Annotated in this window: 11 protein-coding genes; 1 reads left to right on the top strand and 10 read right to left on the bottom strand. The window is 68.5% G+C overall.

Annotation, left to right across the window (positions count from 1 at the left end; genetic code table 11):
- Positions 1–9 precede the first annotated feature (9 nt).
- The 5 genes from BLV57_RS03285 to BLV57_RS03265 all read right to left on the bottom strand — a co-directional run bounded on the left by BLV57_RS03285 (position 10) and on the right by BLV57_RS03265 (position 4,974).
- Entirely contained in the window at positions 10–990 is a 981-nt protein-coding gene (locus BLV57_RS03285; protein WP_091286391.1) for a VWA domain-containing protein, read from the bottom strand.
- A complete protein-coding gene (locus BLV57_RS03280) occupies positions 987–1,925 on the bottom strand; it encodes a DUF58 domain-containing protein (protein ID WP_091286389.1) in 939 nt (312 codons plus the stop codon). Before BLV57_RS03280 ends, BLV57_RS03285 begins: the two co-directional genes overlap by 4 nt.
- Positions 1,925–2,986, bottom strand: a complete 1,062-nt coding sequence (locus BLV57_RS03275; RefSeq protein ID WP_091286386.1) for an AAA family ATPase — start codon at positions 2,984–2,986, stop codon at positions 1,925–1,927. Before BLV57_RS03275 ends, BLV57_RS03280 begins: the two co-directional genes overlap by 1 nt.
- A gap of 117 nt (positions 2,987–3,103) precedes the next feature.
- Positions 3,104–3,652, bottom strand: a complete 549-nt coding sequence (gene mobA / locus BLV57_RS03270; protein ID WP_091286383.1) for a molybdenum cofactor guanylyltransferase — start codon at positions 3,650–3,652, stop codon at positions 3,104–3,106.
- Positions 3,649–4,974, bottom strand: a complete 1,326-nt coding sequence (locus tag BLV57_RS03265) for a C40 family peptidase (protein WP_091286381.1) — start codon at positions 4,972–4,974, stop codon at positions 3,649–3,651. The genes mobA and BLV57_RS03265 overlap by 4 nt, the downstream gene beginning before the upstream one ends.
- A 321-nt stretch (positions 4,975–5,295) precedes the next feature.
- Between BLV57_RS03265 and acnA the strand changes: the two genes are divergently transcribed.
- Entirely contained in the window at positions 5,296–8,106 is a 2,811-nt protein-coding gene (acnA, locus tag BLV57_RS03260; protein ID WP_091286378.1) for an aconitate hydratase AcnA, read from the top strand.
- A 65-nt stretch (positions 8,107–8,171) separates the two neighbouring features.
- Here the strand turns inward: acnA and BLV57_RS03255 are convergent, their stop codons facing one another.
- The 5 genes from BLV57_RS03255 to BLV57_RS03235 form a co-directional block, all read right to left on the bottom strand.
- On the bottom strand, positions 8,172–8,624 hold the full coding sequence (locus BLV57_RS03255) for an MgtC/SapB family protein (RefSeq protein ID WP_091286377.1): 453 nt from the start codon (positions 8,622–8,624) through the stop codon (positions 8,172–8,174).
- A gap of 246 nt (positions 8,625–8,870) precedes the next feature.
- Positions 8,871–9,863, bottom strand: a complete 993-nt coding sequence (locus BLV57_RS03250; protein ID WP_245757130.1) for a cytochrome P450 — start codon at positions 9,861–9,863, stop codon at positions 8,871–8,873.
- Positions 9,864–10,219: 356 nt separating this feature from the next.
- Positions 10,220–11,815: a phospholipase C gene (locus BLV57_RS03245; RefSeq protein WP_091286373.1), complete on the bottom strand. Its 1,596-nt coding sequence runs from the start codon at positions 11,813–11,815 to the stop codon at positions 10,220–10,222.
- 11 nt (positions 11,816–11,826) lie between these two features.
- On the bottom strand, positions 11,827–12,972 hold the full coding sequence (locus tag BLV57_RS03240; protein ID WP_091286370.1) for a Dyp-type peroxidase: 1,146 nt from the start codon (positions 12,970–12,972) through the stop codon (positions 11,827–11,829).
- Positions 12,969–14,096 carry an EfeM/EfeO family lipoprotein gene (locus BLV57_RS03235; RefSeq protein ID WP_245757129.1) on the bottom strand — a complete coding sequence of 376 codons (1,128 nt, stop codon included), beginning with the start codon at positions 14,094–14,096 and terminating at the stop codon, positions 12,969–12,971. Before BLV57_RS03235 ends, BLV57_RS03240 begins: the two co-directional genes overlap by 4 nt.
- Positions 14,097–14,150: the final 54 nt, after the last annotated feature.

Here is a 14,150-nt window from a genome sequence, read left to right as displayed (position 1 = left end):
CACTCACGACTAAGGAAGCCGCTGGCCGAGGAACAACGCGCCGCCCGCCGCGATCATCAGCAGCAATGTGCCCACGATGACCCACGGCCTGCTCGCGTCGGTGTTCTTCAGCTCGTAACCGATCTGCTCGCCGAGGTCCGCGTACACACGCTTGATCTCCTCGGCCGTCGCCGCCTTGTAGAACTCGCCGCCCGAAAGCTTGGCGACCTCCTTGAGCGACTGGTCGTCGACCTCGACGCCGACCGTCTTGCCCTCGATCTCGACCGTGCCGTGCGAAGTGCCGAACGAGATCGACGAGATCGGGATCTGGGCCTGCTTCGCCGCTTGAGAAGCCGTGTAAGCGCCACGCGGCGCGTACAAGTCCTCGGGCACGGTCTGCTTGCCGTCGCTCATCAGCACGATGCGGGCGGGCGGCGGGCCGTCGACGCCGCCGACGACCGCCGAGAAGCTCTCGATCGACTGCAGTGCCGCGAAAATGCCTTCGCCGGTCGCGGTCGACTGGGCCAGCTTCAGGTTCTTGATGCCGTTGACGACGCCTCGGCGGTCCGTCGTCGGCGCGACCAGGACCGTGGCCGTGCCCGCGAACGAGATCAGCCCGAGGTTGACGCCCGGCGTGAGCTTCTCGGCGAAGTCCGTCGCCGCGTCCTGGGCCGCCTTGAGCCGGTTCGGCGCGACGTCCGTCGCCTCCATCGACAGCGAGACGTCCACGACCAGCATCACGGTCGCGCGGTTGCGCGGGACCTTCTGCTCGGCGGTCGGGCCGGCCAGCGCCACCGTCAGCACCAGCAGCGACAGCACGATCAGCACCGCTGGCACGTGCCGGATCCAGCCCTGGCTGCGCGGCGCGACCTTCTCGAGCAGCTCCAGGTTGGCGAACCGCAGTGTCCGCTTGCGACGGACGCGCTGCGAGACGACGTACCCGGCGGCCACCGCGATGACCGCGAGCAGCAGCAGGAACCACCACGGCGCCGCGAATCCGGTGATGCTCATGCCACGCCCCCAGACCAACGCCGCTTACGGGCCACCACGAACCGCACCATGTCGGCGATCCAGTCGGAGTCGGTGCGCAACGTCAGATGCGCCGCGCCCGCCCGCCGCAGCGCCGCCGCGACCTCCTGCCGGTGCGCGTGCGCGGCAGCGCCGAATTCCTTGCGCAGCAACGGGGTCGCGTGCACCTCGCGCTGACGGCCGCTCTCCGGGTCGGCCAGCACGACCGTGCCCACCTCCGGCAGGTCCACGTCACGCGGGTCGACGATCTCGATGCCGATCAGCTCATGCCTCGCCGAAAGCGCCCGCAACGGCCGCTGCCATTCCGTCCCGCCGAGGAAGTCCGAAATCACCACGGCCAGCCCGCGACGACGCGGCGGCCGTCGCAGCTGCTCGACGGCGGCGGCGAGGTCACCGCGCACCCCTTCCGGCGCGCGCGGCGTGTCGGCGACACGGCGCACCAGTCCCCTGGCGTGCGGCAGGCCGCCGCGCGCGGGGATCCGGGTGACGTCGGAGCCGTTGGTGATCAACGCGCCCAGCCGGTTGCCCCCGCCTCCGGTGAGATGCGCGACCGCGGCCATCGCGCAGACGACCAGGTCCCGCTTCTCGCACAGCGCGGTGCCGAAGTCCAGGCTCGCCGACAGGTCGGCGACCACCCAGGTCTCCAGCTCACGGTCGGCGACCGTCTCGCGGATGTGCGGCGTCGTGGTGCGCGCGGTGACCGCCCAGTCCATCCGGCGCACGTCGTCGCCCGGCTGATACGGCCGCGCCTCGCCGGGCTCGGACCCCGGCCCCGGCACCAGGCCGAGGTGGTTGCCCTGCAGCAGCCCGTCGAGCCTGCGCCGCACCTCGAGTTCGAGTGTCTTGAGCCCGGCTTCCAGCCGCTCCCCCCGCAGCACCGGGGGTGCCCACGACGGACGGCCCTTCTCGGTCTTCACTAGCGGCCCGGCACTCCAGCCGGGACCGGCTGCCCGCCACCGGGCTGCGGCCTGGCCGAGACCTGCGGCAGCGGCACCGTCTGCAGCACGCGCGTGATGATGTGGTCGATCGGCACCCCGTCGGCGAGCGCGTCGTAGGACAGCACCAGCCGGTGGCGCAGCACGTCCGGCACGACGTCGACGACGTCCTGCGGCAGCACGTAGTCACGCCCGCGCACCAGCGCGAGCGCGCGCGAGGCCGCGATGATGCCGAGGCTCGCACGCGGCGAAGCGCCGTAGGAGACCCAGCCCGCGACATCGGTCAGGCCGTGCTCGGCCGGGGTGCGCGTGGTCAGCACCAGCCGGACCACGTAGTCGACGAGCGCGTGGTGCACGAACACCTGCGAAGCCACGTTCTGCAGCCGGACCAGCTCGCTCGGGCTCAGCACCTCGTGCGGCTGCGGCGGCGTCACGCCCATCCGGTAGACGATCTCGCGCTCTTCCTCCGCCGTCGGGTACTCGACGAGGATCTTGAACAGGAACCGGTCGCGCTGCGCTTCCGGGAGCGGGTAGACGCCCTCGTTCTCGATCGGGTTCTGCGTGGCGAGCACCAGGAACGGGTCGGGCATCGGGAAGGTCTTGCCGCCGATGGACACGTGCCGCTCGGCCATCACCTCGAGCATCGCCGACTGCACCTTGGCCGGCGCGCGGTTGATCTCGTCGGCGAGCACGAAGTTCGCCACCACCGGGCCGAGCTCGACGTCGAACTTCTCGGCGCCCTGGCGGTAGATCCGGGTGCCGAGGATGTCGGCGGGCACCAGGTCGGGGGTGAACTGGACCCGCGAGAACGAGCCACCGACCACGCGAGCGAAGGTCTCCACCGCGAGGGTCTTCGCCACGCCGGGCACACCCTCCAGCAGCAGGTGCCCCTTGGCGAGCAGCCCGACGAGCATGCGCTCGACCAGCCGGTCCTGCCCGACGATGATCCGCTTGACCTCGAACACCGTCCGCTCCAGCAACTGGGCGTCCCGCGCCGGTGTGCCGGGCTGCTGGGCCCCCTCGGCGTAGCCGGGCTCGGTCACTCGTGCCTCCTGCGAAAAGATCTTTTGGCCGATTGCGGTGCGACCGTACCCGTTCGAGAGCAGGAAGGTGCGCCAGTCAAGCCAACCGGATCACCGGTATGACGGCTGTGAAGGGCCTTACTCCGAGAAGCCGTCCAAGTCCTCGGGCGTGTCGATGTCGGCGCTCTCCCCCGGTTCTGAGGGCACCCCGACCATCCGAAGCCCGCCGAAAACGGCGCGCAGCGACGCACCGCCGGTCAATTCGGGCAAAGCGGACCGCACGGCGGCGACCCGCCACACGCCGATCAGCCACTGCAACCGCCCGTCCGGATCGACGAGCACGGCGCCGTCGTCGCCCCCGATCGCCGCCCGCAGTCTGTCCACAGTGGACGTCGTGACCGCGGCGAGATCACCGGCGAGCACGACCACGAACTCCGCGTCGCCCACGCGCGCGAGCCCGGCCTCCAGCGCGGCCACCGGACCGGCGCCACGTTCGGCCTCGACCGTCCACACGACCTCGGGGTAACCCTCACGCTCAGGCCCGACCACGACGATCGGCGAGACACCGGCCAGCGCGTCGACAGCCCGGCGCAGCAACGCCTTCCCACCGACCACCAGTTGCGGTTTGTCCACTCCGGACAGGCGGCGGGCGCCGCCGCCGGCGAGGACGATCCCGGCCGTCGTCACCCGATCAGGCGGGTCGCGTACGGCATGATCCCGCCGTAGCGCACGGCCGAGACCTTGACGTACGAACCGGACTGCGGCGCCTCGACCATCTGCCCGCCGCCGAGATAGAGCGCGACGTGGTGGATACCGCCGCCCCCGCCCCAGAAGAGCATGTCGCCGCGGCGCATCTGCGAAAGCGGGACCTGCCGCCCCGACGTGTACTGGTAGCCGCTGTAGTGCGGCAGCGACCGGACACCCGCGAACGCGAAGATCATCAGGCCCGAGCAGTCGAAGCCGATCTTGTTGTAGTCGCCGAACCGGTCGGCGACGCCGCCGTCGCGGATACCGCGCGTCGGGCCGCTGGCGTTGCCGCCACCCCACGCGTACGGGCGGCCGAGCTGCGACATCGCCCGCGCGATGACGGCCTCGACGTTGCCGGAAGCGGGCGGGACGTTCCCGCCGCGCGGCGGCTGCGGTGAGCCGCCACCGCCCTTGTTCGCCGCGAGCGCGGCCTGCCTGGCGCGCTCCTCGTCCTCGCGCTGCTTCTGCGCGAGCCAGTCCTGGTAACGCTGACGCTGCCCCTGCAGGCCGGTGACCTTGGACTGCGCCTCGAACAGCTTCTGCTCGACGCTCTGCTTGTCGGCTTCGAGCGCGGAGTTCTGGTTCTCCTGGATGTTCTGCGCGTGCTCGGCGTTGGCCTTCGCGGCGTCGGCGTTGTGCTTGGCGCGCTGGGCGGCGTCCTGCTTGGCCTGTGCGACCTCCAGCGCCTTGCGCGCGGCGGAGTCCTTGTTGCCCTTCTCCGTCTGCGCCCGGCGCATCTCGTCGAGCGCCTTGAGCTGCCCACCGCCGACGGAGTTCAGCAGCGAAGCGCGGGCGAGCAGGTCCTTCGGGCTGTCGGCGCCGATGTAGGCCGAGATCGAACCGATCGTGCTGCCCTGCTGATAACTGCTGGCCACGAACTTGTCGAGATCGGTGCGCACCCGCTCGATCTCGGCGGCGGCCGCGTCGGACTCCTTGCGCGCCGCCTGGGCCTCGCGGTCGGCCTGGTCCGCCTCGTCCTGCGCGTACTGCATGTCGACGAGCGCCTTGTTCGCCTGCTCCATCTTGAGCTCGACGTCGTCCTGCAGCGCCGCCAGCCGCTGCTCGGCCTGCGCCAGCTGGTTGGTGAGCTTGCCCACTTCGCCTGCCTTGGCGGTGGCGTCGGCCTTGCTGGAGTTGATTTCCGCGTCGCTCGGATTGGGCGGCGGGGGCGGGACGGCCGCCGCCAGGCCGGGCACGCCCAGTGACAGGACCAGACCCAGGCAGATCCCCGCCAGTGTCAGTCCCCGCTGGTCATGCCCCATTCGCGGCAACAACCCTCCACCTCCTATTGAGACTTTCGGAGCAAGAGATTGCCACGAACGTCCCATCATTACCAGACGTAACAGCCGAAACTCGCGCACCGTGAGCCTCAATACCCCCATCAGGGGGACACTTGAACTCCAAAAAGTACAGGCGTACTGTTTGGGACGTGACGAGGTGTGCCATCCCGCATCCGGTCCTACGGTGGGGGTACGCAACACTCGGTCACGGCCGACCCGACGGCCTGCACCGAACCAAGACGGCTTTAGACCCAGACAACCGAACTGACCTCGGCCATCGCCTGGCCACCACTGGAGTTAGACGTGACTGCACCCGCCAGCAAGGACAGCTTCGGCGCACGAGACACGCTGAAGGTCGGTGACGCCTCGTACGAGGTGTTCCGGCTGAACAAGGTCGAGGGCGCCGAGCGCCTTCCCTACAGTCTCAAGATCCTGCTCGAGAACCTGCTGCGTACCGAGGACGGCGCGAACATCACCGCCGACCACATCCGCGCGCTCGGCAACTGGGACCCCAAGGCCGATCCGTCGATCGAGATCCAGTTCACCCCGGCGCGCGTGATCATGCAGGACTTCACCGGTGTCCCCTGCGTCGTGGACCTGGCGACCATGCGCGAGGCCGTCACCGACCTCGGCGGTGACCCCGACAAGGTCAACCCGCTGGCGCCCGCCGAGCTGGTCATCGACCACTCGGTGATCATCGACGTGTTCGGCCGCGCCGACGCGTTCGAGCGCAACGTCGAGATCGAGTACGAGCGCAACCGCGAGCGCTACCAGTTCCTCCGCTGGGGCCAGGGCGCCTTCGACGAGTTCAAGGTCGTCCCGCCGGGCACCGGCATCGTGCACCAGGTCAACATCGAGCACCTCGCGCGCACGGTCATGGCGCGTAACGGCCAGGCGTACCCCGACTCCTGCGTCGGCACCGACTCGCACACCACCATGGTCAACGGCCTGGGCGTGCTGGGCTGGGGCGTCGGCGGCATCGAGGCCGAGGCCGCGATGCTCGGCCAGCCGGTCTCCATGCTCATCCCGCGCGTCGTCGGCTTCAAGCTGACCGGCGAGATCCCCACCGGCGTCACCGCGACCGACGTCGTGCTGACCATCACCGAGATGCTGCGCAAGCACGGTGTCGTGTCGAAGTTCGTCGAGTTCTACGGCGAGAGCGTCGGCGCGGTGCCGCTGGCCAACCGCGCCACCATCGGCAACATGAGCCCGGAATTCGGCTCCACCGCGGCGATCTTCCCGATCGACGAGGAGACCGTCCGCTACCTCAAGCTCACCGGCCGCTCGGAAGAGCAGGTCGCGCTGGTCGAGGCGTACGCCAAGGAGCAGGGCCTCTGGCACGACCCGGCCCGCGAGCCGGAGTTCTCCGAGTATCTCGAGCTGGACCTGTCGACGGTCGTCCCGTCGATCGCGGGCCCGAAGCGCCCGCAGGACCGCATCGAGCTGACCGACGCGAAGTCCTCGTTCCGCAAGTCGATCCACGACTACGTCGGTGACGAGCAGCCCGCCCCGCACACCAACGTGGACGAGGCCGTCGAGGAGAGCTTCCCGGCCAGCGACCCCGCCGCGCTCTCGTTCGCGGACGAGGACGCCGTCGAGCTGCAGTCCGCGGCGAACGGCCACACCGGCCGCCCGAGCAAGCCGGTCAAGGTCAGCTCGGCCGACCGCGGCGAGTTCATCCTCGACCACGGTGCCGTGGTGATCGCCTCGATCACCTCCTGCACCAACACCTCGAACCCGTCGGTCATGCTCGGCGCCGCGCTGCTCGCGCGCAACGCCGTCGACAAGGGCCTGTCGGTCAAGCCGTGGGTCAAGACCTCGATGGCGCCGGGTTCGCAGGTCGTCACCGACTACTACACCAAGGCCAACCTGTGGCCGTACCTGGAGAAGCTCGGTTACCACCTGGTCGGCTACGGCTGCACCACGTGTATCGGCAACTCCGGCCCGCTCTCGGACGAGATCTCCGCGGCGATCCAGGAGAACGACCTCACCGCCGTCTCGGTGCTCTCGGGCAACCGTAACTTCGAGGGTCGCATCAACCCCGACGTGAAGATGAACTACCTCGCGTCGCCGCCGCTGGTCATCGCGTACGCGCTCGCGGGCACGATGGACTTCGACTTCGAGAACCAGCCGCTGGGCCAGGACACCGACGGCAACGACGTCTTCCTCAAGGACATCTGGCCGTCGGCGCAGGAGATCCAGGAGACCATCGACTACGCGATCACGCAGGAGATGTTCACCAAGGACTACGCCGACGTCTTCGACGGCGGCGAGCGCTGGAAGTCGCTGCCCACCCCCGAGGGCAAGACCTTCGAGTGGGACACCGAGTCCACCTACGTCCGGAAGCCGCCGTACTTCGACGGCATGAAGGCGGAGCCGTCGCCGGTCACCGACATCTCCGGCGCGCGCGTGCTGGCGAAGCTGGGCGACTCGGTCACCACCGACCACATCTCCCCCGCGGGCGCGATCAAGCCGGGCACCCCGGCCGCGCAGTACCTCACCGAGCACGGCGTGGAGAAGAAGGACTTCAACTCCTACGGTTCCCGTCGTGGCAACCACGAGGTGATGATCCGCGGCACCTTCGCGAACATCCGGCTGCGCAACCAGCTGCTGGACGACGTGCAGGGCGGCTACACCCGCGACTTCACCCAGGACGGCGCCCCGCAGGCGTTCATCTACGACGCCGCGCAGAACTACGCCGCCGCCGGCACGCCGCTGGTCGTATTGGGCGGCAAGGAGTACGGCTCCGGTTCGTCGCGTGACTGGGCGGCCAAGGGCACCTCGCTGCTCGGCGTCCGCGCGGTCATCACCGAGTCGTTCGAGCGCATCCACCGCTCGAACCTGATCGGCATGGGCGTCATCCCGCTGCAGTTCCCGGCTGGCGAGTCCGCCTCGTCGCTCGGCCTCGACGGCACCGAGACGTTCGACATCTCGGGCATCACCGCGCTCAACGAGGGCACCACCCCGCGCACGGTGCACGTCACCGCGACGAAGTCCGACGGCACCAAGGTCGAGTTCGACGCCGACGTCCGCATCGACACCCCGGGCGAGGCCGACTACTACCGCAACGGCGGCATCCTGCAGTACGTCCTCCGCAAGATGACCAACGCCTAAAGATCACGATAAAGCGGGCTTTATCCCGGGTGCTTTTCCCGGGATAAAGCCCGCTTTATCCCGTTTCACTCAGCGCAGGACTCGTCGCCGGGCTTCCGGTCGACCTTGCGCCCCAGCGCACGCAGGCCGACGTTGACCCCGACGATCACCGCGGTCCCGGTGGCCGCGATCGCGTAAAGTCCCGCTCCCGCAAGGGCTCCGACGGCGGCGGCGCACCACAGCGTGGCCGCCGTGTTGAGGCCGCGGACGTTCATGCCGTCGCGGATGATCACACCGGCGCCGAGGAACCCGATCCCGGACACGATCTGCGCCGCGACCCGCGTCGGGTCGGCGCTGCCCTGGCCGGTCACGTCGCCGAAACCGTGTGCGGACAGCAAAACGAACAGCGTCGCGCCGACGGCGACGAGCGCGTTGGTGCGCAGCCCGGCGATCTTCGCGCGGAATTGGCGCTCGAAGCCGATCACGGTGCCCAGGCCGACTCCGGTGGCCACGCGCAGCAGCATTTCAAAGGTGTTCATGGCGAATCTCGCTTTTCTGGCGTGCGGACAGCCAGACAGGACGAAGACCGCCTAGCGTACGAACCTCGCGAGGGCGGTCTTCCCAGAACTGTCTTCCGGCATGTGCCGCTCACCTCGCTCTCTGGTCTCGTACTAGATCAACTCGAGTCACGATACATGCCACGCGCCCGCCCTCGCCGTAAACCCCGCGCTAAAAACGTCCGGCTGTGGCGCTCCGCACTTGAACCGCGCCACAGCCGGACGCCACTACCAGGTCACCGGCATCACTTTCGGCGCGCGCACCATCATTCCCTTCTTCCAGACGAGCTCACCCGCCAGCCGCAGCTTGGGCATCTTGACGGTGAGCGCGCGCAGCGCCTCCTGCAGCTCGCACCGGGCGAGCGCGGCTCCCGGGCAATGATGTGGCCCGTGGCCGTACCCGAGGTGCTGGACCTGCTTGCGGTCGAGGCGCAACTCCCCGGGCTCGTCGAACTGCGCCGGGTCGAGATTGGCCGCGCCGATCGAAACGAGCACCGGTTCGCCGCGTTTGACCAGCACATCCCCGATTCGGACGTCTTCGGTGGCGTACCGCGCGAAACTGGCTCCGGTGCCGAGCGGAACGAATCTCGTCAATTCCTCGATCGCGTTGGGAATCAGGCCGGGATCGTCGATCAGCCGTTGCCATTCCTCCGGGTTTTCCAGCAGGAGCAAGGTGAAATTCGGGATCTGCGAAGCGACGGTCTCATAACCGCCGAACAGTAATCCCAGCGACGAGGCCACCAGCTCGAACTCACTGAGTTTGTCCTGCTCATCGCGGGCCTCGATCAGCCCGCTCAGCAAATCATCGGTGGGCCGTTCCCGGCGTTCGGCGATCGCCCGCATCATGTACTCGTACTGGGTCGCCCGGTATTCCGCGGCCTGCTCGGTGGTCAGGCCTTCAGACGAGACCGTGGCGTTGCTCCATTTGATGAAGTCGCCATGGTCGCTTTTCGGAACGCCGAACAGCTCGCAGATGACCGCGCCGGGCAAGGCCAGCCCGTACTCGACCGCCAGCTCGGCGGTGTCACCCTTCGCCATCAGCCCGTCGAGCAAACCCTCAGCGAGTGACCGGATCCACGGCCGCAGCTGCTCCACCCGGCGAGCCGTCAGCGCCTTGGCCACCAAGCCGCGTAGTCGGGTGTTCTCGGGTGGGTCCATCGACATGAGGCCTTCGTCGAGCGTTTCCGGCACCTGGCGTGGCTGGTCCCGCTCCAGGGCCATCGACCTTGAGAATCGATTATCGCCATAGACGAAACGGGCGTCGGCATAACGGGTCACCAGCCAGGCGGGTTCGCCGTAAGCCAATTGAACGCGGAGCAAGGTTCCCGACTCACGCGCTTTCGCGTAAATGTCGGATATTTCCAGTCCCTCGGAGTTGTTGAACGGATAGGCGGCGGGCTCGCAACTCACGGTTCCTCCCTTGTCCTGCTGGGGGTGAGCGGCGGCCCACCCCCAGCAAAACTGGCACGAAACGCTGTTACCCGTGACTCATCGGGAATGGTAGGACGTTGGGTCCGCCGTCACTTTGTCACCTGAGCGCGTGCGCGATGAAGTTTTCTATGACACCCATCAATAAATCAAGGTGCGACCGCGCCGGTTTTGGGGTCGAGTTTCAGCGGTTTCGCGGCAGCGGCGCCGAAATCGAACATAGACCGCATATCGCCCGCCAGTTCGTCGTACGAGGCGTCGCCGATCTTCCCGGTCGACCAGTTCTCCTCGATGAAGCGCAGCACCGAGGTCTGGTCGGTCAGCGTGTGGTCGACGTGGTTCACCTTGCTGTACGGCGAAATCACCAGCAGCGGCAGGCGCGGGCCGTAACCGCAGCGGTCGGCGTGACCACCGAGCTTGACCGGCTGGGCGGTGCAGATCGCCGAGTCCTGCTTCGCGTCATTCGAGCCGTTGACGACCGGGCCGGCGACGTGGTCGTACCAGCCGTCGGAGTCGTCGTAGGCGAGCACGATCGCGGTCGACGCCCACTGCGGCGACTGCTGGATCTTGTTGACCTGGTTGACCACGAACTCCTGCTCGTCGAGCGGGTCCGAGTAGCCTGCGTGCCCGTCCTGGTACGAGCCCGCCTTGAGGTAGCTCACCGAAGGCAGGTTCCCCGCACCGAGCGCGGTGTCGAAGTCGGCCAGGTCGTACTGGTGGTTGGCCTGATCGGTCTTGCCGATCGCGGCGGGCGAGCTCGGCGGCAGGTGCTTCGGGTTGGCCGTGGACTTGTAGTACTGGAACGGTTCGTGGTGCGGGCTGTAGTCCACAACGGACTGCCCGCCGACGTTCTTGTGCGACTGCCCGCAGACCGCGTAGTGCCCGCTCTCGCCGCCGCCGGGCGTGGTCGGCCGGAAGCCGCCCTGGAACCAGCCCCAGGTGACCTTCTTGTCGTTGAGCAGGTCGCCGATGTTGCGGCCCTTCATGACCGCCAGATTGTCCTTGGCCGTGTGGTTCTTGTCCGAGCAGTCGTCGAACGCCGGGTCCGGGTCCTCGATGATCGTGCCGACCTTGGCCGCGTCGGGCGAGACGGCCGCCTTCGGGTCGTCCTTGGGCTCGCCGGTGACCGAGTCGACGGCCTGGACGCCGTGCGTCTGCCCGGAGATCAGGTTGATCGCGCCGGGCGTCGACGGGCCGAACACGGTGTCGAACGAGTTGTCGCTCAGCGCGTAGTGCTGCGCGTAGTTCCACATCCCGGTGACGGTGTTGCCGTCGTAGTAGTCCATGACCAGGCCGGGCTCGCCGAAGAGCACCGGCTGGCCGGTGCACTTGTCCTTTTCGGTGTTCTCGACGAACTTGTCCATCTTGCCGCCGTTGTACGCGGCCTGTTCCTTCTTGTAGTCGTGGTCCTGGTCGCAGGTCATCGCCTGCTCGTGGGTCAGCCGCTTGGGCTGGTAGGCGTTGGGGTTGTGCGTGAGCAGCTCCGGGGTCAGCCCGTTGACCTGCGGCGTCCCGGCCGCGGCCGTGAACTGCGTGCCGTCGGTGTTGGCCGCGTTCGGATACGTGCCGAAGTAGTGGTCGAACGCGATGTTCTCGCCGAAGATGACCACCACGTGCTTGATCGGCGTGGCCGTCTGCACGTCGCCCTGTCCTTGCGACGGCGGCGCGGGCTGGTCTCCCCCGCTGCCGCATCCGGCGGCCAGCACGGCGGCGGACGCCAGCGCCACCAGCACCTTCTTGTCCACTGTGGATCCTCCTAAAGGGCCAGCGAGGCGCGGCCGTAGTAGTCGTCGGTGCCGGTGACACCCGGAAGCGCGTAGAAGTACCCGCCGCCGAACGGCGAGATGTAGTCGGTCAGCGGCTCGCCGTCGAGCCGCTTCTGCACGGTCTCGAACTGGGCTTCGAGGTCACGCTGATAACAGGTGAAGATCAGCCCCATGTCGAGGTTGCCGTTCGCGTCGACCCCGCGGTCGTAGTTGAACCCGCGCCGCAGCAGCCTGCTGCCGTCGGTATCCTCGGTGCGCGGGTTCGCGAGGCGGATGTGGCTGGTCAGCGGGATCACCGTGCCGACCGGGTCGTCGCCGAATCGCGGCACGTCGGTCTCGCGCGCGCCGTCGAGCGGGGCGCCGGTGTCGCGCCGCCTGCCGATCATGTTCTCCTGCTCCGGCAGCGAGACCCGGTCCCAGAACTCGACGAGCATCCTGATCAGCCGGATCACCTGGTAGCTGCCGCCGTCCGGCGTCCACACCAGACGGTCCATTTCGGACTCTGCGGGGTTGACCGTGCCGTCCTTGAAGCCGAGCAGGTTACGCGGGGCGCCGTCGGGCCTGGCTGGCGAGCTGAACCCGGTCAGCTTCCAGCGCACCTGCATCCCGCCCCGGGTGGCGCGCGCGAGGTCGCGCAACGCGTGCAGCACGGTGTCGGCATGCTCGGCGGTGAGCACCAGGCTGAGGTCGCCGTGGCACTGCTTCTCGTCGAGCGCGTCATCGGGGAACGCGGGCATCGGCTTGAGCTTGGCCGGCTTGCGCGCGGCGAGCCCGAACCGGTCGTCGAACAGCGACGCGCCGACGCCGAGCACCACGCCCAGGTCGCCGCGCGGCACCTCGGGCCCGAGCACCCCCGAGTCCGACGGTGGCGCGGTGATCCCCAGCGCGGCGGGCGCGCCGCCCGCGACCAGCAACCTGGCCCGGTCGGTGATGGCCCGCAGCAGGTCCGTCAGCTCGGCCCGGTTCTCGGCGATCACGTCGAACGCCACGACGACGCTCTGGCGGGCCGGCTCGCGCAGGATCGCCTGCTGCCGCGGGCCGTGGAACGCGGGCTGGGCGTGGGCACTGGCGGACAGCCCGGCGATGCCGACGCCCGCGACCGCGCCACGCAGGAAGGTGCGGCGTGCCAGGTTCACGACACCCTCCTCGGTTCGGCGATCGCGGCGATCGGCGCGAGCTGCTCGGTCAGCTCGGCGACCGAGCCGTTGATCTTCTGCCGCAGCGCCGGATCCAGCCCCGCGAGCGGCGTCCAGGAGCCGTCGGGCCGCCGCGCGGCCGAAACCGCCGTCCGTGTCCGGTTCATCCACTTGTCCACTGTGGAGAGACCGGGGAAACGCGGCGTCAGCACCGGCCGCAGCACTTCGAGCACGGCGCTGGTCCCGTCCACATTGGCCAGAACGGTCGCCAGGTTAGTCCCGCTGCCCGCGTCGGTCTTGCCGGTCAGCTCGAACTGCAGTGAGTTCTCCATGATTTCATGCGCCCGCAACCCAAGATCGTTTTGGTCGATTTGGGCGCTGGCGAACGATTCGCGCAATCCATGCACGTCGGTTTCGAGCTGCTCGGCGACTCCCGCGAGCTTGACCGGATCATCACCACGCCACAGCCCGGCTTCAAGCCCATGGAACCCGGTCTCGTTGATCGCCGCGTCCGCGTCGCCGAACGCGTCGTACGCGGCTCCGAGCCGCTCGTAGGTCAGGTGCGCGGTCAGCCAGGCGGCCTGGCTCGCGGTCCGATTTCCGCTCAGCAGCGCGGCTTTCAGCGCGGCAGTCTGCTCCGAAAGCGCTCCGAGTCCGTTTTGGACATACTCGTGATAAGCCTTGACCGGCCCGAGCAGATCGGCGTTGGTCACCGGGACAACGGCCGGTCCCCGGCGGTCGGAACCGCCCGAAACACGCGCCTTCGGCCCCACGAAGGGCGCGTCACCTTCGGGCAGGCACCGGAAAGCGTACTCACCATTGCCCAAATCGACCGGTAAAGCCCGGATCGTCCCGGCGCCGAGCCCGTCGATTTCGCCGTACACCATTCCGGTGTCCGGATCGATCAGCTCGACCTCGGCCGTCACCGCGCCCGCGTTGCGCACCTGGAGCGTCTGCGGACCCGGCTTGGCGTTCCAGCCCTCGCCACACGAAGATCGCGAAACGGAGATTTCGGACTCTGCAAGGGATTCCGAGCTTCGAGGCCACTCCAAGGCGACCACGACACCCGCGAGCACGACGACCGCGGCCACGATCGCCCAGCGGGCGCGAAGGAAGCGCGACACGCACAACCCCCACCATCGGTGAATGATTCACCGTCACCTTAAACCAAAGGGGTC

The sequence above is a fragment of the Amycolatopsis xylanica genome (assembly GCF_900107045.1).
Taxonomy (GTDB): Bacteria; Actinomycetota; Actinomycetes; order Mycobacteriales; family Pseudonocardiaceae; genus Amycolatopsis; species Amycolatopsis xylanica.
The sequence above is the reverse complement of the archived record's forward strand: the minus strand, read 5'-3'. Positions and strand labels throughout refer to the sequence as shown.